Consider the following 26887-nt stretch of genomic DNA (forward strand, 5'->3'; position numbering starts at 1 on the left):
TGTCATCGCCTTCCAGCCCGCCCAGCGGCGAGCAACCACAACAGGAACGGCGCCCCGAACGCACCGGTGACGACGCCTACCGGGAAGGAGACGCCTGGAACCGCATAGTCGGCTATGTAGTCGCCCGCCACCATCACGATGGCGCCGACCAGCGCAGCGCCGACCAGCGTCGTACGCCCGCCGTTGAGCGCCCGCGAGATCGGTCCGGCCACGAACGCGACGAAGGCGACCGGCCCGGCTGCGGCGACGCCGAGAGCGGTGAGCAGGACCGCGAGCAGGAGCAGCAGGTCCGTACGCCGCCGGCTGACGCCCAGGCCGGTGGCCACGTCCGGGCCGAGCTGGAGGATCTGCGCGGAGCGGGCGGTCCAGATCAGCGCCGGGACGAGCACGACGAGGAAGCCGAGCAGGATCCAGATGGTGGGCCAGGTGACGCCGTTGAGCGCACCGGTGAGCCACCGCAGCACGAGCAGCGCGTCGAACTCGTTGGCACGGGTGAAGAGGTAGTGGACGACCGCGGTCATCGCGGCCGCCGCGGTGACCCCGACGAGCACGAGCCGGTAGCTGCCGTCGGAGCCGGCGACGAGCCGGACCGCCACCGCGATCGCGATCGCGCCCACGATCGCGGCGATGCTCAGGGCCAGGCCCTCCATGTCGAGCACCACGATCGCGAAGACCGCCGACGCGCTGGCGCCGAGCGAGACTCCGACGATGTCGGGGCTGGCCAGCGGGTTGCGCAGGGTGCCCTGGAAGACCGCGCCGGCAGCACCGAACGCGACTCCGACCAGCACCCCGAGGATCGCCCTCGGGAGCTTCTCCGACATCAGCAGGAAGGTGGCTCCGGGGATCTCGGCCCCGCCGAGGATCCGGAAGAAGTCGGGCACGGTGATGATGTAGTTGCCGAGCAGCACCCGGGCGACGAAGGCCCCGAACAGCAGCGCCGCCAGGACACCGACGACGTAGGCATGGTGCCGCCGCGGCCCCCGCCGGGCTTTGCGTACGACGTCGACGGGCCGCGTGGGTTCGGCAGGTGCGGTGATGCTCACAGGCCCGCCATCCGCCCACGTCGCAGGAACCAGACGAATGCCGGTACGCCGACCACCGCGGTCATGATGCCGACCTGCACCTCGGTGGGCGGCAGCACCACCCGGCCGAGCGCGTCGGCGATGGCGGTCAGCGCGGCGCCGGCGGCGATCGAGAGCGGCAGCACCAGGGCGTAGCTGGGACCGACCAGGGCGCGTACGGCGTGCGGGACGACCAGGCCGACGAAGGCGACCGGGCCGACCAGAGCGGTGGCGGTGCCACAGAGCAGGACCACCGCGAGGCCGACGACCACGCGGTCCAGGCCGGTGCGGCGGCCGAGACCTTTGGCGAGGTCGTCACCGAGCGCGAGCGCGTTCAGGACCGGGGCGCTCAGCAGGGCCATCAGGGCCCCCACGACGAGGAACGGCGCACAGATCGCGAGGTCGCCCCAGTCGCTGCCGATGGTGCCGACCTGCCACTGCCGGAAGACCTCCAGCCCTTTGTGGTCGATCAGCAGGATGCCGCTGGTCCAGCTGGTCAGCGCCGCGGTCAGCGCGGCACCGGCCAGCACCAGCTTGGCGGGGGTGGCGCCGTCGCGGCCGATCGCGGCGATGCCGTGCACGAGGATCGCGGCCAGTGCCGAACCGATGAAGGCGGCCCACAGCAGCGAGTTCAGGCCGGTGGCCCCGACGTACACGAGCGCCACCACGACCGCGAAGGCCGCGCCGGCGTTGAGCCCGAGCAGGCCGGGGTCGGCCAGCGGGTTGCGGGTCAACCCCTGCAGGCAGGCCCCGCCGAGCGCGAGCGCGCCGCCGACCGCGAAGGCGGTCGCCGTGCGGGCGATCCGATTCTCCAAGATCGCGTGCCCGAAGCTGCCGTCGTCGAGCAGTGCGCTGGGTGGCACCCATTCGGCGCCGAGCAGGATCGAGACGACCGCGGCGAGGATCAACGCTCCCAGGATCAGGCCGATCCCGGGAAGTCGCCGGCCCCGGACGACCGCGGCAGCAGGCGCTGCCGGGGCGACCGGGGCGAGAGGCGTGGGGGTGGTCAACGCGGCCGTCACTTCTCCGCGGTGACGTTGACCTTCCCGCCGTCGACCGCCTCGGCGATCGAGGGGACGAGCTCGTCGATGAAGTAGGGGATCGACAGGGTGCTCGCGGCGGAGAAGGTCAGAGACAGCGGCTGGTCGGTGATGTCGAGGTAGTGGCCGCTCTTGATCGCCGGGATCTGGCTGAGCAGCTTGTCCTGCTGCAGGGCCTCGAAGCTGCCCTCGGTGTAGCCGAGGTTGATCAGCACCTCCGACTCCAGCTGGGGAGCCTTCTCGGCGGAGACGTCGGTGTAGAACTGGCCGGCCGGGACGAGCTCGTCGGCGACCGGAGCGAGCTTCATGCCGAGCTGGGTCAGCATCTGCGGGCGGGCGTCGCCGGCGCCGTACAGACCGATGGTGCCGAGCTTGGAGTTGTCCTGGACACCGGTGACCAGGTATTCGGCGCCGACGATCTGCGGGTGGTCCTTCTGGGCCTGCGCGATCGCGTCCTCGGTCTCCTTCTTGACCTCCTCGGACAGGGTGACCCGGCCGGTGGCCTTGCCGACCATCTCCAGGGAGTCCTGCCAGGAGGTCAGCCACGGGTCGCCGGGGAAGGCGACGGTCGGGGCGATCTCGCTGAGCTTCTTGTAGTCCTGCTTGGAGATGCCCGAGTTGGTCGCCAGGATCAGGTCAGGGGTCGCCTTGCTGATCTCGGTGAAGGGGATGCTGGTGTCGGCGTTGTAGCGCACCGGCTGCTTGCCGCCGACCTCCTTCAGCTCGGCGTCGAACCAGTCGGTCGACTGCTGGTCGTTGCCGCCCCAGGTGATCGCCTGAGCGGCGACCGGGACGACGCCCAGCGACAGCGTGACGTCGTGGTCGGACCAGCCGATGGTGGCGACCTTGGTCGGCTCCTCGGTGATCTCGGTGCTGCCGTAGGCATGCTCGACAGTGACGGGGAAGGCGCCCGAGTCGGCCTTCGATGCGGAGTCCGCGGAGCTGTCCGCGGAGTCGGTCGCGCCTGTGCTGCACGCAGCCAGGCCGGTAGCAGCGAGTACGACGCTCGCTACGATGAGTACGGATCGACGGATCACGGTGGGGCCACCCTCGGGTTAGGCAATGCTTAGTTAGGACAGCCTAATCACATTGTCGCCCGGCGTCGAAGTCAGGGCCTGACGAACGCCGCCCTCTCTGCCTCGACCCGTTCCCGAGTCACACAGTCGAGCGAGTGGTCGTTGATGATCCCCATCGACTGCATGAACGCGTACATCGTCGTCGGCCCGACGAACTTCCAGCCGCGCTTCTTGAGGTCCTTGGAGAGAGCGATGGACGCAGCCGAGGTCGCGACCACCTCCGGCACCGCCAGCGGCTCGGGCTCGAAACCCCAGACGTACGCAGCCAGCGACCCGTGCTCCTCGACGAGCTCGACCGCGCGCCGGGCGTTGTTGATCGTGGCCTCGATCTTCCCGCGATGACGGATGATCCTGGCGTCCTGCAGGAGTCGCTCCACGTCACCGTCGTCGAACTCGGCCACCAGGTGGTAGTCGAACCCCTCGAAGACCTCACGGAACGCGGGGCGCTTGTTGAGGATCGTGCGCCACGACAGCCCGCTCTGGAACCCCTCCAGACAGATCTTCTCGAAGAGCCGGACGTCACCGCCGGTCGGAAAGCCCCACTCGGTGTCGTGGTACGCCAGGAACTCCGGCGCTCCTCCGGCCCACGCACAACGCGTCTGACCGTCAGGGGCCAGGAACGGTGTCTCACTCATCCACCCGACCCTAGCCGCGACCACCGACAGCTCCCCTCACAGCAGGTGGCGGATCGAGGCGAAGTGAGCCCGGACGTCCTCGTCGGTCCCGGAGCCGTAGACCTCGAGCACCTCGGCCAGCCCCGGCGCGACGTCGCGCAGCGCGTCAGCCGCCTGCTGCAGCTCGCGCCCGGAGGCCACCGCGCGCAGCACGCCACGCACCGCCGCGCCTCCCTCGACGGTCGCAGCCCGAGAGCCGGTGGTCAGCTCCGAGGACAGCTCACGGATCTCGTCGAGCCGCTCGTTGATCTGGGAGGTGGTGAGGTCACCGGCACCGGCCCCGAGGTCGATCAGCGCATGCAAACGCCCCAGCGCGATCGGGTTGGCGATCTTGACCCGCTGCCCGGTCATCAGGTGCGACAGCATCGCCGGGCTCAGCCCGAGGACCTTGGCGGTCGTCGCCTGAGTGAGACCCAACGGAGCGGTCGCACGTCGCACCAGCTCGCCCAGCGGCTCGCCGTACAGCTCGCGCTGCCGTCGGATGTTCTCCTCGACACTCATGGCGTGAATATACACACGTAGACGACAGATTCGCAAACGTACTTGCGCCGTATACATTAGTGAACATAGGGTGCGGGCATGCGGAACAGACTTGCGATCACCAGCGGCCTCGCCGGCGCCCTCGTCCTGGCCGTGGTCGGCACCGGGACCGCCCCCGCCGCCGCCGAGGAACAGCAGCAGGGGACGTACGGACGGATGATGCTCGTGCTCGACTCCTCCGGCTCGATGAAGGAGCCGGCCGGCGGCGGCACCACCAAGATCCAGGCTGCCAAGCAGGCGCTCGACACCGTCATCGACGACCTTCCCGAGAGCGCCGACGTGGGCATGCGGGTGTTCGGCGCGAAGGTGTTCGGGCGCAAGCAGAAGGGCGCGTGCCAGGACACCCAGCTGGTCGTCGAGCCCGGCACCGGCAACCGCGACGACCTGAGGTCCGCGGTGAGCGGTTACAAGCCCTACGGCGAGACCCCGATCCCGATCGCCCTCGAGCGCGCCGCCGAGGACATCGGGGCGGAGGGCAAGCGGTCGATCGTCCTCGTCTCCGACGGCGAGTCGACCTGCGGCGACCCCTGCCCGGCTGCGCAGGCTCTCGCCGACAAGGGCATCGACCTGCAGATCGACGTCGTCGGGCTCTCTGTGTCGGGCAAGGCCCGCAAGCAGCTCGAGTGCATCGCCGAGAAGGGCAACGGCACCTACTACGACGCTGATGACGCCGAGGGCATCGGCGAGTCGATCTCGGGCGCCTCGCAGCGCGCGCTGCGGCCGTTCGAGTTCACCGGCACCCCGGTGAAGGGCACCCCCGATGCCGCTGACGCGCCCACCGTGAAGACGGGGCAGTACCTGGACACGATCCAGACCCGTGGCGCGCGCTACTACCGCTTCGAACGCACCGCGCCGGGCACCACGGTGCACTTCGGCCTGATCTTCGAGGGCGAGTCCGAGGATCTGGTCAGCAACCTGAACGCGCAGATGAGCGTCGAGAACGAGAGCGGCGATCTCACCCAGTGCCGGCGGGCGGTCGTGCAGAGCACGACGCACGGTGACGGCAGCCGCCTCATCTTCGGTTCCACGCACAGCGCGGACACCGATCCGGAGGCACCGTGCAACACCGCCGACGCGCTGTTCTTCGACACCGAGTCAGGCGGTAAGGACACCGGCGCCATCGCCGGCAAGCAGGTCCAGCTGATGGTCTACGAGGAGCCGCCGGTCAGCGCAGCCGCCCTCGATGCCCTGCCTGCCCAGCCCGACCCGCCGACGTGGACCGACCTGACGCCGGGCGAGCCGACCGCCGGCATGATCCCGGGCAGCGCGATCGCGAACGCGCCGATCGTCGAGGACGGCACGTACTCCTTCGACATCAACCCGGGCGAGAACCAGGTCATCGGCGTCCCCGTTGGGTGGGGCCAGCACCTGCAGGCCCAGTTCGACGCCAGGCTGACCGACGAGATCCGCAAGGAGTGGGGAGTCGGAGCGGGCATCGAGCTCGATGTCATCGGACCGCTCGGCGGCCAGGCCACGATCGACGTCCGCACCGACGCGCCGGAGAGCTGGTGCCGCCCCGGCCTGCTCCAGAACTGCCCGGACGCATGGCGAACCGGCACCCTCTCCAACGTCGTCGCCTACCGCAACCGATTCGACTACGCCGACGCGGCGGCCTCGACCGGACTGCCGGGCGTCCACTACGTCCGGGTGCAGTACCAGCTCGACGAGAACTTCAACGTGCCCTACACCCTCACCATCAAGACCGTCGGCGAGGACGGCGAGGGTGAACCCGACTACGAGAAGGTCTCCGGGCTGACCGCGCCCACCGCCGATCTCAACCTGAACGCCGCCGACGGCGCCGAGGCCGCAGAGGGATCGGGCGGTTCTGACGGCTCGGACGAGGGCGAGGCGGGCTCCGCCTCCGGGGCCGACGCGAGCGCGAAGAGCGAGCATGGATCCGACACGCTCAAGCTGGTCGCCGGCATCGGCGGCACCGGCCTCGGGATCGCCGCGCTCGCCGCGGCGGCCGTGCTGCTGATCCGGAGGCGCCGCGCCTAGGTCAGCAGGAGGACGCCGCCCGACAGCAGCAGGATCCCGGCGAGCACCAGCACGACGATCGGCCACACCGGCCGGTCGTCGTGCTGTTCCGTACGCCGCATCGCGGTCTTCTCCCGGGTGTCCCGAGGCGTCGGTGGCGGAGGTGGCGGCAGCGGCGACGTGCACCCGGCGGCGTACTGGTCCAGGACCTCCGCCTCGCCCGGCTCCCAGGGTCGCGCCGGCACGGCCTGAGCGAGCAGCTGGCGGAACTCGCCGGCCGACTGCGGCCGGGCGGCGCGATCCTCGCCGACCGCGCGCAGCAGCAGCTGCCCCAGCGGAGTCCGTGGCACGTACGCCGCGTCGTGCGGCGGCCTCGTCCCGGTGAGCATCTGCAGGCCGGTGACGGCAGTGGCGTAGAGGTCGTCGCGGGGGTCGGGGTCGAAGCCCTGGTCGGGCGCCATGTAGCCCGGCGTACCGATCATCACGTTGGCCTCGGTGAGCCGCGGCTGGTCAGTGGGGACGGCCACCCCGAAGTCGGAGAGGCGCATGTGCGGGACACCGGAGCCGGTCACCTCCAGCAGGAGGTTGCCCGGTTTCACGTCGCGGTGCACCACACCGGCGGCATGCACCGCTTCGAGACCGGACAGGGTCTGGTCGAGGATCGGGACCACCCACTGCTCGGAGAGCGCGCCGTAGTCGCCCACAAGCATGGCGACCGAGCCGCCACGCAGCAGCGGCATCGTGAACAGCACGTTGTCGTCCTCGCCGGCCCAGCCGAGCGGGGTCACGACGTGCGGGTGGTGGATCCGGGTGGCCTGCTCGCGGATGAACCGGAGCAGGGAGGAGGCATCGCGCTGGCGCAGCAGCTTGGCCGCCTTGATGTCGCCCTCGCGGCGGTCGTGGACCTGCCAGACCGCGCCCATCCCACCTTCCGCGATCGGCTCCAGCAGCTCGTAGCGGCCCGCGAAGACCTCGCCCATCGGACGCTCAGATCTTGGTGCGGTGGAAGCTCTGGAAGCTGCGCGAGGCGGTCGGGCCGCGCTGGCCCTGGTAACGGCTCCCGTACTTCTCCGAGCCGTAGGGGTTCTGCGCGGGCGAGGTGAGCTTGAAGAAGCAGTACTGCCCGATCTTCATGCCCGGGTAGAGCTTGATCGGCAGCGTCGCGACGTTGGCCAGCTCGAGGGTCACATGGCCCGAGAAGCCCGGGTCCACGAACCCGGCGGTGGCGTGGGTGAGCAGCCCGAGGCGCCCCAGCGACGACTTCCCCTCGACGCGCGCGGCGATGTCGTCGGGCAGGCTGACGGTCTCGTAGGTCGATCCGAGCACGAACTCGCCCGGGTGCAGGATGAACGGCTCGTCGCCCTCGGTCTCGATCCGCCGGGTGAGCTCGGACTGGTCCACGGCCGGGTCGATCGTGGCGTACTTGTGGTTGTCGAAGACCCGGAAGAACCGGTCCAGACGTACGTCGATGGACGACGGCTGCAGCATCGACTCGTCCCAGGGGTCGATGACGATCCTTCCGTCTTGGATCTCGGTCAGGATGTCCTTGTCGCTCAGCAGCACGAGCCAAACCTAACGCAGCCGGGCGCTGCGTACGGCCGCTGCGGTATCTCTGAAATCTCCCCTACCTCATCTGTCACAGATTCCGCCGCATAGTCGTGTGTCGCGGCGCTGAACCGATTGAATCTGATTCATGGCACTGGATGCGCTGATCCCCGGCGGCTACCGCCGGTACGTCGCGCTGGGCGACTCCTTCACCGAGGGAGTCGGCGACACCGACCCGCGCCGCCCGAACGGCGTGCGCGGCTGGGCCGACCGGGTCGCCGAGGTCATGGGCGAGCGGACCCCTGAGTTCACCTACGCAAACCTCGCCGTCCGGGGCCGCGGGATCGACCGGATCGTCAAGGAGCAGGTCGCGCCGGCGATCGCGCTCGAGCCGGACGTGGTGACGATCTACGGCGGGTCGGTCGACCTGATGTGGCCACACGTCGACATCGACGCCCTGCTCACGACGTACGAGTCGGCGGTCGAGCAGCTTGTCGACAGCGGCGCGAAGGTGCTGGTCTTCACCGCGTACGGCGCTCGGGCGACGACCGTCGGGCGGCTACTGCGGGGGCGCTTCGCGGTCTACAACGAGGCCGTCCGCGAGATCGCGCACCGGCGCGGGGCCACGCTGGTCGACTTCTGGCGGATGACCGAGTACGACGACGCTGGCTACTGGGACGGCCACGGCTTCCTCGGCGCTCCGGGCCACCAGCTGATGGCGATCAAGGTCCTCGACACCCTCGGCGTACGCCATCACCTGTCCACTCCGAAGCCGCTGGTCGTCCTCGAAGAGCCGAGCGCCGGCGGCCCGATCCGCAGGGTCCGGCGGCTGGCGACGCGGGCCCTCCCTTGGGCCGTACGCCGCATGGTGCGTGGCCCAGCGGGCGACGGGCTGTCGGCGCGCCATCCCCGGCTGACACGACTTTCCTGAACCGGTTTCACATCTGGTCAGGAGTGTGCGGTAACATCCTGGTCGCACCTGCGGACGTAGCTCAGTTGGTAGAGCGCAACCTTCCCAAGGTTGATGTCGCGAGTTCGAATCTCGTCGTCCGCTCCAATGAACAGGCCGTGCCTTTGGCACGGCTTGTTTCAGTTCGCTTGCACGATCCAAGTGATGCGGCGCACGATCGCCGCCGTTCACGCTTCGCGTCGATTAAGATTGGGACTCTGTTTTCCAATCGATGTGTGAACGACGAGTAAAGGATCACTCGACATGCCCCCGGGCTCGACCAGCCGATTCACCGATGGACGAGTCCCCGACCACGGCATCGGAGACCTGTTCACCTACGAGGCGCGCCTGCAGGCACGACTCGACGTCGAGGCGGCGCTGGCCGGGGCCGAGGCGGCCGTCAAGGTGATCCCGGCCGAGGCCGGCGAGGCGATCGCCGAGGCCGCCGACCTGGACAAGCTCGACATGGACCGCATCGAGAAGGCCACCGCCGAGCACAGTCATCCGCTGACACCGCTGGTCGAAGAGCTGTGCCGGGTCGTCGGCGCGAAGCACGGCGGCTGGGTCCACTGGGGCGCCACCACGCAGAACATCACCCAGACCGCCGACCTGATCCTGCTGCGCCAGGCGCACGACAAGATCCTCGACCTGCTCGGCGACCTGCTCCGCTCGCTCTCGAAGGTCGCCGAGGCCGGCGCCGAGGTGCCGATGCCGGGGCGTACGCACTCCCAGCACGCCGTCCCGATCACCTTCGGCTTCAAGGTCGCCATCTGGATCGACGAGATCGCCGCCCACGTCGACCGGCTCCGCTCGGTGGAGGACCGCGTCTTCCGGCTGCTCATGGGCGGCGCGGCCGGCACCATGGCCTCCTTCGGCTCCCATGCCCGCGCGATCGAGACCGAGACGGCCTCGCGGCTCGACATGGGCTCGATGCCTGTTCCGTCGCGCGCGATCAACGACGGCATGGTCGAGTGGGTCTCGATCCTCGGTCTGCTCGGTGGCACCGCCGGCAAGATCGGCAAGGACGTCTACTCGATGATGCAGCCCGAGTTCGGCGAGGCCTTCGAGCCGATCCCCGAGGGCACCATCGGCTCCTCGACGATGCCCCACAAGCGCAACCCTCAACTCACCCTCGACGTCATCACCGCCGCCACCCAGCTGCGCGGCCTCGTCGCCCCGGCGATGGAGTCGATGCTCCACGACCACGAGGCCAACGGCGCCATGACCGGCATCCTCGAGGACGCGGTCGCGCAGGCGTCCCGCCTGGCCGGAGACGTGCTCGCCAGGCTCGTGGTCATCTTCACCGGCCTGACCTTCGACGAGGACCGGATGCGCGCCAACCTCGCTCTGTCCGGCGGCCTCATCGGCTCAGAGTCGCTGATGCTCGAGCTCGGCGAGCGCATCGGTCGCCAGGTCGCCCACGACGTCGTCTTCGAGCTGGCCCAGCGTTCCGCGGTGGACGACATCGACTTCGCCTCGCTGCTCGCCGCCTCCCCCGAGGTCTCGGCCCACTTCAGCCGCGACGAGATCGACGGACTGCTCGACCCCGCCCGCCACCTCGGCGAGTCCGCCAACATCGCCCGCGCAATGGCCGAGCACGCCCGCCGGGTGGCGGACACCATCCAGATCCCCTCCGCCTGATCTTGGCTGTTGTGCCGACATCGTTAGGCTGCGTACGTGGTATTTGAAGGTTTCCCCGTCGCTGCGCTCGACTTCTACGACGACCTCGAGGTCGACAACACCAAGTCGTTCTGGGAGGCCCACAAGCACATCTACAAGGAGTCGGTGCACGCGCCGATGAAGGCGCTCACCGACGAGCTGGCCGAGGAGTTCGGCACCGCCAAGATCTTCCGGCCCTACCGCGACGTACGTTTCTCGAAGGACAAGCTCCCCTACAAGACCCACCAGGGCGCCTTCGTGGCTGTGGCCCCGCAGACGGGCTACTACGTGGAGGTCTCGCCTCGCGGCATCCGCACCGGCGGCGGCTGCTACTGGTTCGAGCCGCCCCGGCTGGCGGCCTTCCGCGACGCGATCGTCCACGACCACTACGGCCTTGATCTGGAGAAGCGCCTCGCGGTCGCGGAGAAGAAGGGGTACGAGGTCACCGGCGACCGCCTCAAGACCGCACCCCGTGGCTTCGACAAGGAGCACCCCAAGATCGAGCTCCTCCGCTACAAGTCGATGCACCTCGGTCGCACCATCGGCTTCGAGCCGATCATCCACACTCACGACCTCGTCGACGAGGTGAAGAAGGACTGGCGGGCCGTACGTCCGCTGGTCGAGTGGATCGCCGAGCACGCGATCGCCTGAGGGGCGGGGCACTTTCCCGCCATGGTGTCGTTCTGCGACGCAGGGAGCGCCTTCTGGTGCCCACTTTCCCGCCGGGGCGGGAAAGTGCCCGCGCCCGATCAGGCTTTGGTGAAGCTCGCCATGGTGCGCTCGGGCTCCCAGAAGGCCTTCATGGAAGCGATGCGGCCCTCGTCGTTGACGGTGTAGACCATGATCAGCTCGGTGGTGGTGTAGCTGCCATCGGGGAAGCTGGTCTTGATCTTGCCGATGTTCGCGCAGGTGTTGCCCTCGGGGTTGGCGAAAGAGTCGTTGATCTCGAACTCGAACTCGTGGACCGTGGCGATCGCCTTCTCCCAGAACGCCCTGAGCCCCTCGTGACCGTGGTGCCCCTTGCCCTCGGGGTCGAACATCGACGGCCCGACGGGGTCCTCGAGCACGCAGTCCTCGGCGTAGACCGTCAGCCACTCGTCTAGGTCGCCCTTGGCGACGGCGGCATAGGAGCGCTGTCCGGCCGTACGTGCGGGGTGTTCGTCGTCTGGAGCGTTCCAGGTGATGGCGTCGGAGGAGATCATGCGGCAGATCGTACGCCGAAACTGAAACGTGTTCTACCGACCAGGTGCTAGCAAATGTGAGCAAGACCCCTACTCATGAGTAGACCCGGGCTTGCCACCCCTTGAGGGCGAGCCTATTCTTAATGTTACCCGCCAGTAGAGGGTGCCGACCGGCGCTCCCGCAACTGGTACATCCGACAAAGGTTATGAAGGTGGATCAGTGAGCCACTACAAGAGCAATCTCCGCGACATCGAGTTCAACCTGTTCGAGGTCTTCGGCACCGACAAGGTGCTCGGCACCGGTCCGTTCGCGGACCTGGACGTCGACACCGCGAAGGAGATCCTCGCCGAGGTCGAGCGCCTCTCGCGCGAGGACCTCGCCGAGTCGTTCGTCGAGGCCGACCGCAACCCGCCGGTCTTCGACCCCGAGACCAACACCGCGCCGGTCCCGGCCGCGTTCAAGAAGTCGTACGACGCCTTCATGGACTCGGGCTTCTGGAGCATGAGCGTTCCGGAGGAGATCGGTGGCCAGAAGGCTCCGAACTCCATCGTCTGGGCAATGGCCGAGATGCTGCTCGGCGCCAACCCGGCGATCTGGATGTACGCCGCCGGCCCCTTCTTCTCGAAGGTGGTCTACGAGAACGGCAACGAGCGCGACAAGCGGATCGCCAAGTTCATGGTCGAGAAGCTGTGGGGCTCCACCATGGTGCTGACCGAGCCCGACGCGGGCTCCGACGTCGGCGCCGGCAAGACCTTCGCGACCCCCAACGAGGACGGCTCCTGGAACATCACCGGCGTCAAGCGCTTCATCACCAGCGCCGAGTCGGACCTGCAGGAGAACATCATGCACCTCGTCCTCGCCCGCCCGAAGGGCGTCGAGGGCATCGGCGGCCCGGGCACCAAGGGCCTCTCCCTCTTCCTCGTGCCGAAGTTCCACTTCGACCACGAGACCGGTGAGCTCACCGGCGAGCGCAACGGTGCGTACGTCACCAACGTCGAGCACAAGATGGGCATCAAGGTCTCCAACACCTGCGAGCTCACCTTCGGCGACCCGCAGGTCGGCGGCGGCGAGCCCGCCCAGGGCTGGCTGCTCGGCGAGGTGCACGACGGCATCCGCCAGATGTTCGACGTCATCGAGAACGCTCGGATGATGGTCGGTACCAAGGCGATCGCGACCCTGTCGACCGGCTACCTGAACGCGCTGGAGTACGCCAAGACCCGCGTCCAGGGTGCCGACCTGGTCGCCGCCGCCAAGACCGACCCGCGCGTCACGATCACCCACCACCCCGACGTACGCCGCTCGCTGCTGGTGCAGAAGTCGTTCGCCGAGGGCATGCGCGCGCTGGTCTACTACACGACCTCGTGGCAGGAGAAGGTCATCCTCACCGAGGACGGCTCCGACGAGAACAAGCTGGCCGCCGCGGTCAACGACCTGCTGCTGCCGATCGTCAAGGGCTACGGCTCCGAGCGCGCCTGGGTGCTGCTCGGCACCGAGTCGCTGCAGACCTTCGGCGGGTCGGGCTTCCTGCAGGAGTACCCGATCGAGCAGTACGTCCGCGACGCCAAGATCGACTCGATCTACGAGGGCACCACCGCGATCCAGGGCCAGGACTTCTTCTTCCGCAAGATCGTGAAGAACCAGGGCGCCGCGCTCGGCCAGATCGCCGGCGAGATCCAGGCCTTCCTGGACAACGAGGGCTCCGCCGAGCTCAAGGAGTCGCGTGCGCTGCTCGCGACCGCGCTCGAGGACGTCAACGCGATCGTCGGGCACATGTTCAACGACCTGATGGCCTCCCAGGAGGAGATCACCAACATCTACAAGGTCGCCCAGAACACCTCGCGCCTGCTGCTGGCCGTCGGCGACGTCGTGGTCGCGTGGCTGCTGCTGCGCCAGGCGGAGATCGCCCTCGCCGCCCTTGCGGGTGACGCGGGCAAGGACACGGACTTCTACACCGGCAAGGTCGCCGCCGCGAAGTTCTTCGCCTCCTACAACCTGCCCAAGCTGACCGCTGAGCGGGCCATCGCCGAGGCGATCGACAACTCGATCATGGATCTGCCCGAGTCCGCTTTCTGAGCCTGATCTGCAGAGTCTGACCTGCACGTACGCTGCGGCCCGCCCGGTTCTCCGGGCGGGCTGTGGTGCGTCTGGCGGAATGATGCGGGCACCGGGAGTGGTTGAGAAGTCACGTGACCTCTTCGACCGATCGCCGGCTGCGTACGAGCTCTGTCCATCACGCTCGTGGGTTCTGGTCGGTGGCGTTCCTGTTCGCGGTGACGATGGGCTTCGCGTCCGCGCCGGCACCGCTCTACGTCTTCTACGTCGATGAGCAGGGCTGGGGATCGTTCGTGATCACGGTGGTGTTCGCGACGTACGGCGCTGGGGTGGCGATCTCGCTCTTCCTCGCCGGTCATCTCTCGGACCGGTTCGGGCGGCGGCGGGTGGTCGTGCCGGCCGTGCTGCTCAACGTGCTCTCCGCGCTGATCTTCCTCTCGACCCACGAGCTGGGCTGGCTGCTGCTGGCGCGGCTGCTGTCCGGTCTCGGCGTAGGGATGCTGACCGCGACCGCGACGGCCCATCTGGCGGAGCTGCACCGGCGTAGCCGACCGGAGGCCTCGACGACCCGCGCCGAGGTGGTCGCGACCGCGGCCAACATCGGAGGCCTCGGGCTGGGCCCGCTGGTCGCCGGCGCGCTGGCCGAATGGGCACCGCGGCCGCTCTACACGCCGTACGCGGTCTTCGCGTTCCTGATGGTGCTCGGGCTGCTGGCGGTCGTGGCGGCGCCGGAGACGGTCGACACCGACCAGCCGAACTGGACCTACCGGCCGCAGCGGGTGAGGGTGCCGGCTGACGCGCGCGGCGCCTACTTCGCGGCCGGGATGGCGAGCTTCGTCGCGTTCGCGATGTTCGGCTTCTTCACCTCGCTGGTGCCGTCGTTCCTCGCCGAGGATCTGGACATGCGCTCGCACGCCGTCGCGGGCGTGGTCGGGTTCTCGATCTTCGGGGCCGCGGCGCTCTTCCAGGTGCTGGCCGGGCGCTGGCCGCGCCGGAGGCTGTACGTCGTCGGGCTGGCCGCACTGACCGCGGGACTGCTCCTGGTCGTCGGCGCCCTGCTGTCCGGCACGTTCTGGGTGCTGGTCGTCGGGGCCCTGGTCACCGGGGCCGGCTCGGGGATGTCGTTCAAGGCGGCGATCGCCACCGTGATCTCGGTGGCGCCGATGGCCAGCCGTGGCGAGGCGCTGGCCGGGCTCTTCCTGATGGCGTATCTGGGGATCACGGTGCCGGTGGTGCTGCTGGGGATCCTGCTGCAGTACGTCGCCACGGACCCGGCGATGCTCGCCTTCGGTGCGCTCCTGCTGGTGCTGCTCGGGGTCGCGGCTCGAGGGGTCTCGGGGACTCGGCGTACGGCCTGAGTGTGGTCGACCGCGATGCAGGGGACGGTATGCCTGACCGAAACAGGCGGGTAGCGTTGATCGCCAGCCTTCTCACGTCTGGAGTTCTGTCATGACCATCGGCCTTGGGATCATTCTGTTGGTCCTCGGACTCATCCTGCTCACCGGAGCGGTCGATCTGCCCGACGACATCGCCAACGCCATCGCCACCGAACCGCTCGGGTGGATCCTGACCATCGCCGGCGGACTCGCGATCGCGATCGGCGTGCTGCTGTCGGTGAACCGCTCGCAACACACGACGGCTGTCGAGCACCGCCGCTACGACGTCGGCCCCTACCCCGCAGAGCCTCAGGGTCCGTATCCCGGCCAGCCCCAGCCGGGCAACTACCCGCCGCAGCAGGGCAACTACCCTCCCGGCCAGGGCCCGTCGCAGGGCGGCTATCCGGGCGGCCGGGGCTGACGCACCCGGCGCAGCTGCGACCTGGCGGCGCGGCGTACGGCTTCGCTCAGGTCGTCGAGAGCGATCGAGTCGAGGCGCCAGCGCTGCCAGAAGAGCTGGATGTCGATCGGCTTCGCGCCGGGGAGCGGGACCGTCGCGCCTGACGCGAGGTCGGCCTCGGCCTGGGCGTCGAGGAGCATCCCCCAGCCGAGGCCGCGGCGGATGGCCTCGTGGAAGTCGTGGCTGCTCGGGACCCGGTGGACGACCGGCGGCCGGGTCGCGCCGTGGGCGGCCAGCACCTCGTCCTGGAGATGGTCCTTCTCGTTGTAGACGATCATCGGCATCGCACCCCAGTCGATGCCTCTGCCTCGGCGATGGCGCTCGACGAGCGCCGGGGTCGCGCCCGGGGTGTAGCGGAGGCGGCCGAGCGGCTCGACGGTGCAGCCCTGGACCGGCTTCGGCTCGCTGGTGACCGCGGCGAGGACCTCACCACGGCGCAGCGCGTCGGCCGAGTAGCCCTGGTCCTCCACCGTGATCCGCAGCGACGTCCGGTCCCAGGTGGCGACCTCGTCGAGCACCGGACGGAACCAGGTCGCGAGGGTGTCCGCGTTGACCACCACCGAGAGGTCGACAACGGCGCCGGCGTCGCTGCTGTCGCCTGAGGTCAGGGTCGCGGCGGCCTCGTCGAGCAGCAGGCGGAGTTGTCGGCCGTGCCTGATCAGCGGCTCACCGGCCTCGGTGGGCGTGCAGGGAGTCGTACGCCGCACCAGCACCTGGCCGGCCGCGCGCTCGAGCGCGCGGATCCGTTGGCTGACAGCGCTCGGGGTGATGTGGAGGCGTCGGGCCGCGGCGTCGAAGGTGCCTTCCTCGGCGATGACGACGAGGGTCTCGAGCTGGGTCGGGTCGAGAGCGGGCACGGCTTAAGTGTGGCTTATCTTCGGTTAGATTCTTTCGCTGGCCTGTAGGCACGCGGGCGCCTTAGCGTCGCCGGTGTGATCAACGCCAGCCTCGCCGGACTCCTCACCGGGCTCAGCCTCATCATCGCCATCGGGTCCCAGAACGCGTACGTCCTGCGACAGGGCATCCTGCGCTCGCACGTGTTCGCCGTGGTGGCCGTGTGTGCGATCTCCGACCTACTCCTCATCTGCGCCGGGGTCGCCGGCATGGGGGCGGTCGTCGAGAGCGCCGGGTGGGCGGTGGAGGTGCTGCGCTGGTTCGGGGTGGTCTTCCTCGGCTGGTACGGAATCGGGTCGTTCCGGCGGGCGCTGCGGCCCTCGGGGATGGATGCTGCGGAGGCGCCCCGCGAGACGCTCCCCCGCGTGATCGCCAAGGCCGCCGCCTTCACCTGGCTCAACCCGCATGTCTACATCGACACACTTGTGCTCCACGGGTCGATTGCGGCGACCTACGGCTCGGCGCGATGGGGGTTCGCCGTCGGCGGGTGCGTGGCCAGCATCGTCTGGTTCGCCGGTCTCGGCTATGGCGCCCGGTTCCTCGCTCCGCTGCTCGCCAGCCGACGTGCCTGGCAGGTGCTGGACACTCTCATCGGGTGCATGATGCTCGCGATCGCGGGCGGGCTCGCGGTGGGCGGGCTCGGCTGACCGGGCGGGCCGCCCTTCAAATCCGGCCATAGTCAAATCCAGCCATTGTGTTGATCGGCCGCCTAGTGTGGCCGCATGGCGTGGACGACCTCCGACATTCCCGACCTGACCGGCAAGAACGCCGTGGTGACCGGCCCGACGCTGGGCGGGATCGGGTATTTCGTCGCGCGTGGCCTCGTCGCGGCGGGGGCGCGCGTGATCCTGGCGGGGCGGTCCTGGGAGAAGCTCGACGCGGCCGCTGAAGCGCTGACCGAGGAGGTTCCGGGCGCCCGGCTCGACCGGGTCGCCCTCGATCTCTCCTCGCTCCAAGCGGTGCGGGCCGGGGCCGAGGCGATCGCGGCGGCGACCTTCGAAGGCGGCGGGCCGCTCCATCTGCTGGTCAACAACGCCGGGGTGATGGCGACACCGCAGTCGCGCACCGTGGACGACCTCGACCTGCAGATGGCGACCAACCACTTCGGTCCGTTCCTGCTGACCGGGCTGCTGCTCGAGCCGCTGGCCGAGAGCGGCGAAGGGCGGATCGTGACCATGGCGAGCATGGCCCACAAGGTCGCCCGCAAAGCACCGCTCGGCTTCCCGACGGCGCAGGTAGGCCGCTATTCGCCGTGGGGCGTCTACTCGCAGTCGAAGCTCGCCAACCTGCTCTTCACCTTCGAGCTCCAGCGACGCCTGGAGAAGGCGGGGCTGCCGATCGCGGCGTACGCCGCCCACCCGGGGCTCGCCGCCACCCACCTCATGGCGAACGGGGCCGCCCGAACCATGGTCGCGCCGATCGCGAGCATCGGCGAAGCATTCGTCCGGGCGACGGGGCAGTCACCGGAGGCCGGCGCCTGGCCGGCGCTGATGGCGGCAACCTACCCAGGGCTCGAGCCCGCGACGTACATCGGTCCGAGCGGCGCCTTCGAGGGTGGTGGCGTGCCGAAGCCGGTCTCCGCGTCTCGCCTCGCGCGCGACCCGGAGGCGGCGCGGGCGCTGTGGGAGCTCTCCGAGCAGACCACCGGACTCTCCTACCCCTGACCAAAGTCTGGTTCCGGTCGCTACCTGCGGCCGATGCCGCCGCGGTGCCCCGACTTCTAGATTCGAGGGGTGAGCAAGAAGGTCCAGATCTGGTCGCGAACGATCTCCGGGAGCACCCACCATCTCGAGGTGACCGGAGAGATCGTCCGTACGTTCGTGTGGACCGTCGACGGCGAAGAGATCCTCACCCGGAAGACCTCCGACGATCGGGCTCGGCTGGAGAGCAAGGAGCACGGGAGCCTGCTCGTGATCCACTCCGGGCTCGGCACGCCGCGGCGCGCGACCTACTTCACGCCTGAGGAAGGCCTGGCCGGGCTGACCGGCGTCGGCGGAGTCGACCTGACCCCGGAGCCGGGGTCACGAGCCGCTGCGTACGAACGCCGGGTGATCGAGCATCCCAGGCGCTATGCGCTCATCGAGACCCTCGGCGGCGTCGGCGGCGTCATCGCGGGCATCGTCGGCGCGATGGTCGTCGCCTGGATCGTCTCCCGGATCTCGCTCCCGGACATCGACCTCCCGCTCCCGAACCTGCCGGACCTCCCCGACCTGCCGCTCCCCGACCTTCCCAGCATCCCGTGGCCGGCGATCCCCTGGCCGGACCTGCCGAACGTACAGGTCCCCGAATGGGTCAAGTGGATCGCGAACCATCTCAAGTACGTCTGGCCCGTCCTCCTCGCCTTCTTCCTCGCCCAGGGCGAGATCAAGCGCCGCCGCAAGCACGCCGAGGCGTCAGGTACGTCGGCCGAGAAGTCGCTCCCGCAGGCCGAGAAGTCAGCGGATGACGCCTCGTCCGACGCGAGTGACGCCTCGTCCGACGCGAGTGACGCCTCGTCCGACGCGAGTGACGCCTCGTCCGACGCGAGTGACGCCTCGAGCGACGCTGGTGACGTCTCGGCCGACGCTGGTGACGTCTCGACGGATGAGGGTCAGCGGCGGGGCTTGTAGGTCGGCTTCTCGCGCTTGAAGGCGGCTTCGCGGGCGATCTTGGTGTTCTCGCCGAAGAGGAGGCGGACCTGCTCGATGCGCTCGCGGGAGAAGGTGCGCCTGATGGGGCCGTACCAGGTGTCGTTGAAGAGGCGCTTGGCGGCGGCGAGCTGGTCCGGAGAGCGCTCGGAGAGCCTGCGGGCGAAGGCGGTGGCGGTGGCCACCGGGTCGGCGGAGAGCTCGGTGACCAGGCCCAGCTCGTAGGCACGCTCGCCGGAGAACTGTTCGGCGGTCATGGTGAGCTTCTTGGCGGTGTCGATGCCGACGACCTCGGAGAGCGACCGGATGCCGGTCATGTCGGGGATGATGCCCCACTTGCCCTCGAGGACCGACCACTGCGAGTCGGGCTCGGCGATGCGGAAGTCGGCGCCGAGCGCGATCTGTACGCCGCCACCGAGGCAGTGACCGTGGACGGCCGCGATCACCGGGACCGGCAGCCGACGCCAGGCCCAGACCGACTCCTGGAAGAGGTTGGTGCCACGGAAGGGCACGGGCAGGAACGCACCGACGACCTTCTTCGGGTCGCGCAGGACCGAGGCGAAGTCGAGACCGGCGGTGAACGCGTCTCCCTCACCGGCGATGACCACCGCTCGCAGGTCGTGGTTCTTGCCGAGCGTCTTGGCGGTGGCGACCAGCTCCCGGAGCAGGTCGAGCGTCAGCGCGTTGAGCTTGTCAGGGCGGTTGAGGCGCACCTGGGCGATGCCGTCGTTGATTTCGGTGGTGACGAGGGGCATGGGGAGAACAGTACGGGGCAGTAGGCATGATGGGACACATGGCTGACCCTCGCGCTGGAACGCTCGCTACGCCCGCCGACCTGGTCGACGTACCTCACCTGGTCGCCTCCTACTACAACCTGCAGCCCGACCCCGACGATCCGGCCCAGCAGGTCGTCTTCGGCACCTCCGGGCACCGCGGCTCCTCGCTCAAGTCGGCGTTCAACGAGACGCACATCCTGGCCACGACCCAGGCGATCGTCGACTACCGGACCTCGCAGGGGATCGACGGGCCGCTGTTCATCGGCCGCGACACCCACGGCCTCTCCGAGCCCGCCTGGGCGAGCGCGCTGGAGGTGCTGGTCGCCAACGACGTACGTGTCCTGGTCGATGACCGCGACGGCTACACGCCCACGCCGGCGGTCTCGCACGCGATCCTCCGTGCCAACGCCGGACGGGTCTCGACAGGCTCGACCTCCGGGAGCGGTCTGGCCGACGGGATCGTCGTGACCCCGTCCCACAACCCGCCAGCCGACGGTGGCTTCAAGTACAACCCGCCCCACGGCGGCCCCGCTGACTCCGACGCGACCAAGGTCATCGCCGCGCGCGCCAACGAGCTGATCCGGGCCGAGCTCACCGGCGTCAAGCGGGTGCCGTTCGCTGCCGCGCGGCGGAAAGCCGAGGCGTACGACTTCCTGGGCTCCTACGTCGACGACCTGCCCAACGTGGTCGACCTGGCCGCCATCCGTGAGTCGGGGGTGCGGATCGCGGCGGATCCGCTCGGGGGCGCCTCCGTGGCCTACTGGGGCGAGATCGCCGAGCGGCACAAGCTCAAGCTCAACGTGGTCAACGAGCTGGTCGACCCGACCTGGCGCTTCATGCCGCTGGACTGGGACGGCAAGATCCGGATGGACTGCTCCTCCCCCAGCGCGATGGCCGAGCTGGTGCGCTTCCTGGAGAGCACCCCGGAGTTCGACATCGCCACCGGCAACGACGCCGACGCCGACCGGCACGGGATCGTCACCCGCGACGCCGGGCTGATGAACCCCAACCACTTCCTCGCGGTCGCGATCGACCACCTCTTCGGCGGCGCACGGCCGGACTGGCCGGCCACCGCGCGGATCGGCAAGACGCTGGTCTCGTCCTCGATGATCGACCGGGTCGCCGGCGCACTCGAGCTGGGCTCATCAGAACGGGCCCTCGTCGAGGTGCCCGTCGGGTTCAAGTGGTTCGTGCCCGGGCTGATCGACGGCTCGTTCGGCTTCGGCGGCGAGGAGTCCGCGGGCGCCTCGTTCCTGCGCTTCGACGGCACCGTCTGGACCACCGACAAGGACGGGATCATCCTCTCCCTGCTCGCCTCCGAGATCCTGGCGCGCACCGGGAAGTCACCGTCGGAGCGCTATGCCGAGCTGGTCGCCGAGCACGGCGAACCGGCGTACGCCCGTATCGACGCACCCGCGACGCGGGATGAGAAGGCCAAGCTCGCCGCCCTCTCCCCCGACGCCGTCACCGCCACCACCCTGGCCGGCGAGGAGATCACCGCCAAGCTCACCGAGGCACCCGGCAACGGTGCGGCCATCGGTGGCCTGAAGGTGACCACCGAGTCGGCCTGGTTCGCCGCTCGCCCGTCGGGGACTGAGGACGTCTACAAGATCTACGCGGAGTCCTTCTTGGGCCCCGAGCATCTCGCCGCGGTTCAGGCTGAGGCCAAGGATGTCGTCGCCGAGGCGCTGAGCTGAGGGGCACTAGAGGTGCCTCCCTCCATGCTTCCGGGTCCCGGCCCATCGCCGCAGATCTCGTGGCCAGGATCCTGGAGGCACGTCTCCCAGCGGTTCAGGACGCCTGGACCGAGCTCGAGCGTTGCTCCGACCAGGAGCGCGACGACGACCACGAGGGCCAGGACCAACGCACAGCCGACAACGCCGCGTCTACGCTCACGAATCATGGCGCGTCAGCGTAGCGCGGCTTTGGGCGTCAGCGGAGCCAGAACGGGTGCTCGGCGTCCTCCCGCACCGTCACGTTGACCCGGTTGAAGAGGTTGTGGGTGGCGATGCAGAGGACCAGGGCGGCGGTCTGCTTCTCGTCGTAGTGCTTGGTGACCTCGCGCCAGAGCTCGTCGGACACCGCGTCCTCGGAGTCAGCGAGGCGGGTGACGGCGTCGGCCAGAGCGAGCGCCACCTTCTCCGCGTCGTCGAAGAAGGGCGACTCACGGTACGCGGCCAGGCCGACGACCTTCTCGATCGGGATGCCGACGTCTGCGAGGCGTACGGCGTGGCCCTGGAGGCAGGCCGCGCAGCCGTTGAGCTGGCTCACTCGGATGGCGACGAGCTCGGTCGTGGTCTCGGGGAGGCCGCCGTCGGCCACGGCGGCCAGTAGGTTGCCGATGCCCTTGAATGCCTGCGGGATGACTTCTGCGGGGTTCTTCATTCGGTTGCTCATGCCATCTCGTCCCGCGGGGCCGGACAGATGTGACAGGTCGGTGAAAGAAAAATTTCTTTCGCCGGATCGGTCACATCTGGTCTGCTTCGCGTGTCGGGTCTGTGGAGACTACCGACCCATGGATCCGGAGGACGGACGATGCAGCAGGAATGGCTGGCCAAGCGGTTCGAGGACGAGCGGCGACAGCTGTTCGGGGTGGCCTACCGGCTGCTCGGGTCGGCCGCCGAGGCCGAGGACGCCGTGCAGGAGGCCTGGGTGCGGTTGAGCCGGAGCGACGCCGACGAGATCGACAACATCGGCGCGTGGCTGACGACGGTGGTGGCACGGGTCTCGCTCAACATGCTGCGCTCCCGCAAGACCCGCGGCGAGGTGTCCCTGGATGCCGGGCCCCTCGAGGCCGGGCTGCCCGACCCTTCGGTCACCCTCGACGACGGCACGAGGCAGGACCCGGCCGAGCGGGCGATCCTCGCCGACTCGGTCAGCATCGCTCTCCTCGTCGTGCTCGACCAGCTCTCGCCCGACGAGCGGCTGGCCTTCGTACTCCACGATCTCTTCGCCGTGCCCTTCGACGAGATCGCGACGATGCTCGACCGCTCCCCGGACTCGACCCGACAGCTCGCGAGCCGCGCGCGGCGGAGGGTCAGAGGTCGTACGCCGGAGACCGATGTCACCGCGCAGCGCGAGGTCGTCGACGCCTTCTTCGCAGCCGCCCGGGGCGGTGACCTGGATCGGCTCATCGGTGCGCTCCACCCCGAGGTGGTCCTCCGCTCCGATCTCGGCTCCGGGATCACCACCTACCGCGGCGCCGCGAAGGTCGCCGGCAACGCGGTCATGTACGCCCATGCCGACCGCGTCACCCACCCTGCCCTCGTCAACGGCACCGCCGGCGCCGTGGTCACCATCCACGGGAAGCTCTACAGCGTCATGGCCTTCACCGTGGTCGACGGTCGGATCACCGAGATCGAGGCGTACGCAGCCCCCGCCCAGATCGCGAAGGTCGCCGAGGACCTGGGCCTCGAGTCAGCGCACGGCTAGGGCATGTCCTAGGCCGCCTGGCGGCGGGGACGGCCGCGGCCGCGCTTGTGGGTGACCACCTGGCCACGCTCGACGATCTCGCCGCCCCAGACGCCCCACGGCTCCGAGCGGGCCAGGGCGCCGGAGAGACACTCACGCATCACCGGGCAGTCGAGGCAGCGGTCTTTGGCCACCTCGAGGGCGGCAGGGGACTCTGAGAACCACAACGCAGAGTCGTCTCCATGGCACGGCAGGCCGGCGGCGTACAGAGGCGGGATGATCTCGAGGGGCACCCCTTGAGAATCTGCGCCTGAGGTAGTCCCGCGCATCGGGAAACTACCTTAGATCGCCCCTGAGGCCCTCTGCGCCGCGAGCCAACCGTCCGGGATCGAATCGTTTTGGACTTGTGATACGCGTTTGCACATCTGTGTGACGCAAATCTCTCTACGATGCGAAAGCGCCGCGACCTGACGTGGCGCAATCCCGAGAGGAGCAACCGTGAAGCTCGGAATGCAAGGAATCAGCCTTGCACTCGTCGCGGCAGGCATGGTGGTCACACCGATCGCAGCCGTCGCCGCACAGCCAGATTCAAGCGCCATCGACCAACTCAGGGCCGATGCCGACAAGACGGTCACACTCAAGAAGGAGGGTGCCACCGGCCAGATCGGCTTCGTATCCACCAAGGGTGACCTGATGCCCGACGTCGCGGCCGACGGCAAGTCGAAGGCGGCCGCGAAGGCCCGCAAGTACCTCGACAAGTACGCCCCGGTCTTCGGGGCCGAGGCCGACCAGCTCGACCAGTCGAAGGTGACCACGAACCCCTCCGGCTGGACCGTCGAGTTCAAGCAGGAGTACGAGGGCGTGCCGGTCTTCGGCGGCGTCCTGAAGGCTCACGTCGACAAGGCCGGCGACCTGACCTCGGTCAACGGTTTCGCCGCCCCGTCGCTCGACCTCGGCACGACCCCGAAGTGGTCGAAGGAGAAGGCGAGCGCCAAGGCGCTCGATCTCGTGAAGGCGAAGCCCGCCGACGCCCACGCCGACAGTCAGGTCAACACGTTGGGCGTCGAGGTGGTCGAGGCCGACCTCAACGTCTACCGCATGGGCGCCGCCCAGGGCGTGAGCGGCAAGAGCCTGCTCGCCTGGGTCATCGAGGTGTCCAACAAGTCCACCGTGCGCGAGACCGTCGTGCTCGACGCAGCAAACGGCAAGCCGGTCAACCGCTACTCGATGATCCACTCGGCCAACGAGCGGGAGCTGATCGAGAAGCACAACACCCCCGACACCGCCGACGACGCGACCGTCTGGGTCGAGAACGACGCCTTCCCGGGCACGCTCGACCAGGACCAGCAGAACGAGGTCGCCACCACCGGCGAGTCCTACTGGCTCTTCCAGAACACGTTCGGCCGCGACTCCTACGACGGCTCCGGCGCGAAGATGGTCACGGTCAACAACGACCCGGGGATCTCGTGCCCGAACGCCAACTGGAACGGCGCGACCACCAACTACTGCTCCGGGGTCACCTCCGACGACGTGGTGGCGCACGAGTGGGGCCACGCCTACACCGAGCACACCTCCGGCCTGATCTACCAGTGGCAGTCGGGCGCGCTCAACGAGGCGTACTCCGACATGTGGGGCAACGCCGTCGACTTCCTCAACACCCGTGAGAACACGACGGACGACGTGATCCGCTCCGACGACGCGTGCTCGACCTCCTCGCCCGCGCGAGTGAAGTTCGAGATCACCGCGCCGGAGGACATCGCGGGGCTCTGCCAGGTCGCGTCGGCTTCCTGGACCGCCCCCGACGCGTTCGCCACGCCGGTGAACGCGAGCATCGTGGTCGCCCGTGACGCCGCCAACACGGAGGGCCCGTCCGAGACCGACGGCTGCACGGCCTACTCCAACGCCGCAGACGTGGCCGGCAAGTGGGCCTACGTCGACCGGGGCACCTGCCCATTCCAGATCAAGGCGGACAACGCGGTCGCGGCTGGTGCCGCCGGCCTCGTGGTCGGCAACAACACGGCTGCCGCCCCCAACCCGATGAGCGGCACCTCGACGATCCCCGGCGTCATGATCGACATGGCACACGGTGAGAAGCTGCGCACGGCCGGTTCGGCGACTGCGACGATCTCGCAGACCGCCAACACCGCCGAGTCCGAGCGCTGGCTGGTGGGTGAGGACTCCACCGCCTTCGGCGGCGCGATCCGCGACATGTGGAACCCGACCTGCTACGGCGACCCGGGCAAGGTCTCCGACGAGGAGTACCACTGCGACACCAGCGATGCCGGTGGCGTTCACTCGAACTCCGGCGTCATCAACCACCACTTCGCCCTGCTCGTGGACGGCGGCGCCTACAACGACGTCACGGTGCCGAGCATCGGCCTCGACAAGGCGGCCAACCTGATCTGGCACACCCAGACCAACTACCTGACGCCGACCTCGGGCTTCCCCGAGTACGCCCAGGCGATGGTCACCTCGTGCGCCGACCTGGCCGGGGCCACCAACCTCAAGAAGCTCACCCTTGGCACCTCGACGCCGCAGTCCGGCGGCGGCGTGACTCCGGGTGGCGCGGCCGAGGCTCCGGCACTCGAGCCGATCACGGCTGCTGATTGTGCTGCCGTCGCCGCGGCCAACACGGCCACCGAGCTCGCCGACGAGCCCGTCCAGTGCAACTTCGGTCCGCTGCTCGACCAGGACACCCCCGCCATCTGCGGCGAGGGCACCAACGAGGTTTCCACCTACACCGAGACCTTCGAGGACGGCCTCACCGGCTGGTCCCAGGACGCCGAGGCGTGGAACGGCGGCAACGGCTTCCCGTGGGAGGCCCGCTCCGACATCGAGGGCAACGAGACCGGAGTCGCCTGGGGCCCTGACCCCGCGGACCTCGGTTCCTGCGGTGGTCGGAACGACCCCGACGACCTGACCTCTCGCAACGGCCTGATCTCCCCGGAGATCACCGTGCCCGCAGGCCAGACGCCGCGCCTCACGTTCGACCACTCGGTACGCACCGAGGCCGGCTGGGACGGCGGCAACGTCAAGGTGTCGGTCAACGGTGGCGACTTCGCGCTCGTCGACCAGGCCGCGTACCTCTTCAACGCCCCCGCCGGCGCGCTCGGCGATGGCAGCGGGTTCTTGGAGGGCCAGCCGGTCTGGACCGGCACCGACGGTGGCGAGTTCACCGGCGAGTGGGGCACCACCATCGTCGACCTGGACGCGGTCGCCGACGCCGGTGACACCGTGAAGTTCCGCTTCGACATGGGTCGCGACGGCTGCAACGGTGTCGAGGGCTGGGCCATCGACAACGTCTCGGTGAGCTACTGCACCGAGAAGGCCGTCCCGGAGATCACCGCCGAGTCGCCGAAGAAGGGCAAGGTCGAGATCACCGTCGACGGCGAGCGCGCCTCCGGCGAGATCGTCGTCACCGAGAACGGCAAGCGCATCGGCCGGTTCGGTCTCAAGAAGGACGAGACGGCGACATTCCGGGCGAGCCGAGGCGAGCACACCTATCAGGTGGCCTACTCGGGTGACCGGAAGAACGAGGCGATCACCGAGACGGTGACCGTCAGGGTCAAGTAGACCGACACATCAACC

Annotated in this window: 25 protein-coding genes and 1 tRNA gene; 14 read left to right on the forward strand and 12 right to left on the reverse strand. The window is 69.0% G+C overall.

What is annotated here, in order from left to right; all coding sequences use genetic code 11:
• Positions 1 to 2: 2 nt before the first annotated feature.
• The 5 genes from BJ988_RS21965 to BJ988_RS21985 form a co-directional block, all read right to left on the reverse strand.
• A complete protein-coding gene (locus BJ988_RS21965; protein ID WP_343051729.1) occupies positions 3 to 1043 on the reverse strand; it encodes a FecCD family ABC transporter permease in 1041 nt (346 codons plus the stop codon).
• Entirely contained in the window at positions 1040 to 2071 is a 1032-nt protein-coding gene (locus BJ988_RS21970; protein ID WP_179660020.1) for a FecCD family ABC transporter permease, read from the reverse strand. The genes BJ988_RS21965 and BJ988_RS21970 overlap by 4 nt, the downstream gene beginning before the upstream one ends.
• An 8-nt stretch (positions 2072 to 2079) precedes the next feature.
• A complete protein-coding gene (locus BJ988_RS21975; RefSeq protein WP_179660021.1) occupies positions 2080 to 3138 on the reverse strand; it encodes an ABC transporter substrate-binding protein in 1059 nt (352 codons plus the stop codon).
• A 71-nt stretch (positions 3139 to 3209) separates the two neighbouring features.
• Positions 3210 to 3812 carry a DNA-3-methyladenine glycosylase I gene (locus tag BJ988_RS21980; protein ID WP_179660022.1) on the reverse strand — a complete coding sequence of 201 codons (603 nt, stop codon included), beginning with the start codon at positions 3810 to 3812 and terminating at the stop codon, positions 3210 to 3212.
• Positions 3813 to 3848: 36 nt separating this feature from the next.
• A complete protein-coding gene (locus tag BJ988_RS21985) occupies positions 3849 to 4352 on the reverse strand; it encodes a DNA-binding protein (RefSeq protein WP_179660023.1) in 504 nt (167 codons plus the stop codon).
• A gap of 78 nt (positions 4353 to 4430) precedes the next feature.
• On the opposite strand from BJ988_RS21985, the gene BJ988_RS21990 reads away from it, so the two are divergent.
• Entirely contained in the window at positions 4431 to 6389 is a 1959-nt protein-coding gene (locus BJ988_RS21990) for a vWA domain-containing protein (RefSeq protein ID WP_179660024.1), read from the forward strand.
• Here the strand turns inward: BJ988_RS21990 and BJ988_RS21995 are convergent.
• Both BJ988_RS21995 and dcd read right to left on the reverse strand, forming a co-directional pair.
• Entirely contained in the window at positions 6386 to 7348 is a 963-nt protein-coding gene (locus BJ988_RS21995) for a serine/threonine-protein kinase (protein WP_179660025.1), read from the reverse strand. The two genes, BJ988_RS21990 and BJ988_RS21995, sit on opposite strands and share 4 nt — an antisense overlap.
• Before the next feature lie 7 nt (positions 7349 to 7355).
• Positions 7356 to 7931: a dCTP deaminase gene (dcd, locus tag BJ988_RS22000; RefSeq protein WP_179660026.1), complete on the reverse strand. Its 576-nt coding sequence runs from the start codon at positions 7929 to 7931 to the stop codon at positions 7356 to 7358.
• A 130-nt stretch (positions 7932 to 8061) separates the two neighbouring features.
• Between dcd and BJ988_RS22005 the strand changes: the two genes are divergently transcribed.
• The 4 genes from BJ988_RS22005 to BJ988_RS22020 all read left to right on the forward strand — a co-directional run bounded on the left by BJ988_RS22005 (position 8062) and on the right by BJ988_RS22020 (position 11172).
• Complete coding sequence (locus BJ988_RS22005) at positions 8062 to 8844, forward strand: SGNH/GDSL hydrolase family protein (RefSeq protein ID WP_179660027.1); 783 nt, start codon at positions 8062 to 8064, stop codon at positions 8842 to 8844.
• A 50-nt stretch (positions 8845 to 8894) separates the two neighbouring features.
• A tRNA-Gly gene (locus tag BJ988_RS22010) sits at positions 8895 to 8970 on the forward strand.
• Between the two features lie 156 nt (positions 8971 to 9126).
• Positions 9127 to 10503 (forward strand): class-II fumarase/aspartase family protein, encoded by a 1377-nt coding sequence (locus BJ988_RS22015; protein ID WP_179660028.1) that lies wholly within the window; start codon positions 9127 to 9129, stop codon positions 10501 to 10503.
• A 36-nt stretch (positions 10504 to 10539) separates the two neighbouring features.
• Entirely contained in the window at positions 10540 to 11172 is a 633-nt protein-coding gene (locus BJ988_RS22020) for a TIGR02453 family protein (protein ID WP_179660029.1), read from the forward strand.
• Positions 11173 to 11270: 98 nt separating this feature from the next.
• On the opposite strand, the gene BJ988_RS22025 is transcribed toward BJ988_RS22020, so the two are convergent.
• Entirely contained in the window at positions 11271 to 11723 is a 453-nt protein-coding gene (locus BJ988_RS22025) for a nuclear transport factor 2 family protein (RefSeq protein ID WP_179660030.1), read from the reverse strand.
• 199 nt (positions 11724 to 11922) lie between these two features.
• Here BJ988_RS22025 and BJ988_RS22030 point away from each other — a divergent pair, with 199 nt between their 5' ends.
• From BJ988_RS22030 to BJ988_RS22040, 3 genes are all read left to right on the forward strand, one after another.
• Positions 11923 to 13776 carry an acyl-CoA dehydrogenase C-terminal domain-containing protein gene (locus tag BJ988_RS22030; RefSeq protein WP_179660031.1) on the forward strand — a complete coding sequence of 618 codons (1854 nt, stop codon included), beginning with the start codon at positions 11923 to 11925 and terminating at the stop codon, positions 13774 to 13776.
• Positions 13777 to 13889: 113 nt separating this feature from the next.
• Positions 13890 to 15113 (forward strand): MFS transporter, encoded by a 1224-nt coding sequence (locus tag BJ988_RS22035; RefSeq protein ID WP_343051731.1) that lies wholly within the window; start codon positions 13890 to 13892, stop codon positions 15111 to 15113.
• A gap of 91 nt (positions 15114 to 15204) precedes the next feature.
• Positions 15205 to 15552 (forward strand): DUF6458 family protein, encoded by a 348-nt coding sequence (locus BJ988_RS22040; RefSeq protein WP_179656083.1) that lies wholly within the window; start codon positions 15205 to 15207, stop codon positions 15550 to 15552.
• Here the strand turns inward: BJ988_RS22040 and BJ988_RS22045 are convergent.
• Positions 15531 to 16448, reverse strand: coding sequence for an ArgP/LysG family DNA-binding transcriptional regulator (locus tag BJ988_RS22045; protein WP_179660033.1), 918 nt, complete (start codon positions 16446 to 16448; stop codon positions 15531 to 15533). The two genes, BJ988_RS22040 and BJ988_RS22045, sit on opposite strands and share 22 nt — an antisense overlap.
• A gap of 75 nt (positions 16449 to 16523) precedes the next feature.
• Here BJ988_RS22045 and BJ988_RS22050 point away from each other — a divergent pair, with 75 nt between their 5' ends.
• From BJ988_RS22050 to BJ988_RS22060, 3 genes are all read left to right on the forward strand, one after another.
• On the forward strand, positions 16524 to 17132 hold the full coding sequence (locus tag BJ988_RS22050; protein ID WP_179660034.1) for a LysE family transporter: 609 nt from the start codon (positions 16524 to 16526) through the stop codon (positions 17130 to 17132).
• Positions 17133 to 17207: 75 nt separating this feature from the next.
• Positions 17208 to 18149 carry an oxidoreductase gene (locus BJ988_RS22055; protein WP_179660035.1) on the forward strand — a complete coding sequence of 314 codons (942 nt, stop codon included), beginning with the start codon at positions 17208 to 17210 and terminating at the stop codon, positions 18147 to 18149.
• A gap of 69 nt (positions 18150 to 18218) precedes the next feature.
• Positions 18219 to 19094, forward strand: coding sequence for a hypothetical protein (locus BJ988_RS22060; RefSeq protein WP_179660036.1), 876 nt, complete (start codon positions 18219 to 18221; stop codon positions 19092 to 19094).
• Here BJ988_RS22060 and BJ988_RS22065 read toward each other — a convergent pair.
• On the reverse strand, positions 19076 to 19867 hold the full coding sequence (locus tag BJ988_RS22065; protein WP_179660037.1) for a crotonase/enoyl-CoA hydratase family protein: 792 nt from the start codon (positions 19865 to 19867) through the stop codon (positions 19076 to 19078). The two genes, BJ988_RS22060 and BJ988_RS22065, sit on opposite strands and share 19 nt — an antisense overlap.
• A 38-nt stretch (positions 19868 to 19905) precedes the next feature.
• Between BJ988_RS22065 and pgm the strand changes: the two genes are divergently transcribed.
• Positions 19906 to 21585 carry a phosphoglucomutase (alpha-D-glucose-1,6-bisphosphate-dependent) gene (pgm, locus tag BJ988_RS22070; protein WP_179660038.1) on the forward strand — a complete coding sequence of 560 codons (1680 nt, stop codon included), beginning with the start codon at positions 19906 to 19908 and terminating at the stop codon, positions 21583 to 21585.
• A 235-nt stretch (positions 21586 to 21820) separates the two neighbouring features.
• Here pgm and BJ988_RS22075 read toward each other — a convergent pair whose 3' ends face one another.
• Positions 21821 to 22285, reverse strand: coding sequence for a carboxymuconolactone decarboxylase family protein (locus tag BJ988_RS22075; RefSeq protein WP_246321548.1), 465 nt, complete (start codon positions 22283 to 22285; stop codon positions 21821 to 21823).
• A 138-nt stretch (positions 22286 to 22423) separates the two neighbouring features.
• Here BJ988_RS22075 and BJ988_RS22080 point away from each other — a divergent pair, with 138 nt between their 5' ends.
• Positions 22424 to 23320, forward strand: coding sequence for a sigma-70 family RNA polymerase sigma factor (locus BJ988_RS22080; RefSeq protein WP_179660039.1), 897 nt, complete (start codon positions 22424 to 22426; stop codon positions 23318 to 23320).
• 8 nt (positions 23321 to 23328) lie between these two features.
• Here the strand turns inward: BJ988_RS22080 and BJ988_RS22085 are convergent, their stop codons facing one another.
• Positions 23329 to 23592, reverse strand: coding sequence for a WhiB family transcriptional regulator (locus tag BJ988_RS22085; RefSeq protein ID WP_292649912.1), 264 nt, complete (start codon positions 23590 to 23592; stop codon positions 23329 to 23331).
• A gap of 205 nt (positions 23593 to 23797) precedes the next feature.
• Between BJ988_RS22085 and BJ988_RS22090 the strand changes: the two genes are divergently transcribed.
• Entirely contained in the window at positions 23798 to 26872 is a 3075-nt protein-coding gene (locus tag BJ988_RS22090; RefSeq protein WP_179660040.1) for a M4 family metallopeptidase, read from the forward strand.
• The last annotated feature ends 15 nt before the right edge of the window (positions 26873 to 26887 follow it).

Source organism: Nocardioides panzhihuensis (assembly GCF_013408335.1).
In the GTDB taxonomy this organism is placed as follows: Bacteria; Actinomycetota; Actinomycetes; order Propionibacteriales; family Nocardioidaceae; genus Nocardioides; species Nocardioides panzhihuensis.

What these genes read in the sequence shown, in the direction of transcription:
- BJ988_RS22075 (WP_246321548.1), bottom strand. Translation starts at nt 22,285, where the DNA reads ATGAGCAACCGAATGAAGAACCCCGCAGAAGTCATCCCGCAGGCATTC.
- BJ988_RS21990 (WP_179660024.1), top strand. Translation starts at nt 4,431, where the DNA reads ATGCGGAACAGACTTGCGATCACCAGCGGCCTCGCCGGCGCCCTCGTC.
- BJ988_RS22055 (WP_179660035.1), top strand. Translation starts at nt 17,208, where the DNA reads ATGGCGTGGACGACCTCCGACATTCCCGACCTGACCGGCAAGAACGCC.
- BJ988_RS21995 (WP_179660025.1), bottom strand. Translation starts at nt 7,348, where the DNA reads ATGGGCGAGGTCTTCGCGGGCCGCTACGAGCTGCTGGAGCCGATCGCG.
- BJ988_RS22080 (WP_179660039.1), top strand. Translation starts at nt 22,424, where the DNA reads ATGCAGCAGGAATGGCTGGCCAAGCGGTTCGAGGACGAGCGGCGACAG.
- BJ988_RS21985 (WP_179660023.1), bottom strand. Translation starts at nt 4,352, where the DNA reads ATGAGTGTCGAGGAGAACATCCGACGGCAGCGCGAGCTGTACGGCGAG.
- BJ988_RS22015 (WP_179660028.1), top strand. Translation starts at nt 9,127, where the DNA reads ATGCCCCCGGGCTCGACCAGCCGATTCACCGATGGACGAGTCCCCGAC.
- BJ988_RS22025 (WP_179660030.1), bottom strand. Translation starts at nt 11,723, where the DNA reads ATGATCTCCTCCGACGCCATCACCTGGAACGCTCCAGACGACGAACAC.
- pgm (WP_179660038.1), top strand. Translation starts at nt 19,906, where the DNA reads ATGGCTGACCCTCGCGCTGGAACGCTCGCTACGCCCGCCGACCTGGTC.
- BJ988_RS22065 (WP_179660037.1), bottom strand. Translation starts at nt 19,867, where the DNA reads ATGCCCCTCGTCACCACCGAAATCAACGACGGCATCGCCCAGGTGCGC.
- BJ988_RS22005 (WP_179660027.1), top strand. Translation starts at nt 8,062, where the DNA reads ATGGCACTGGATGCGCTGATCCCCGGCGGCTACCGCCGGTACGTCGCG.
- BJ988_RS21980 (WP_179660022.1), bottom strand. Translation starts at nt 3,812, where the DNA reads ATGAGTGAGACACCGTTCCTGGCCCCTGACGGTCAGACGCGTTGTGCG.
- BJ988_RS22040 (WP_179656083.1), top strand. Translation starts at nt 15,205, where the DNA reads ATGACCATCGGCCTTGGGATCATTCTGTTGGTCCTCGGACTCATCCTG.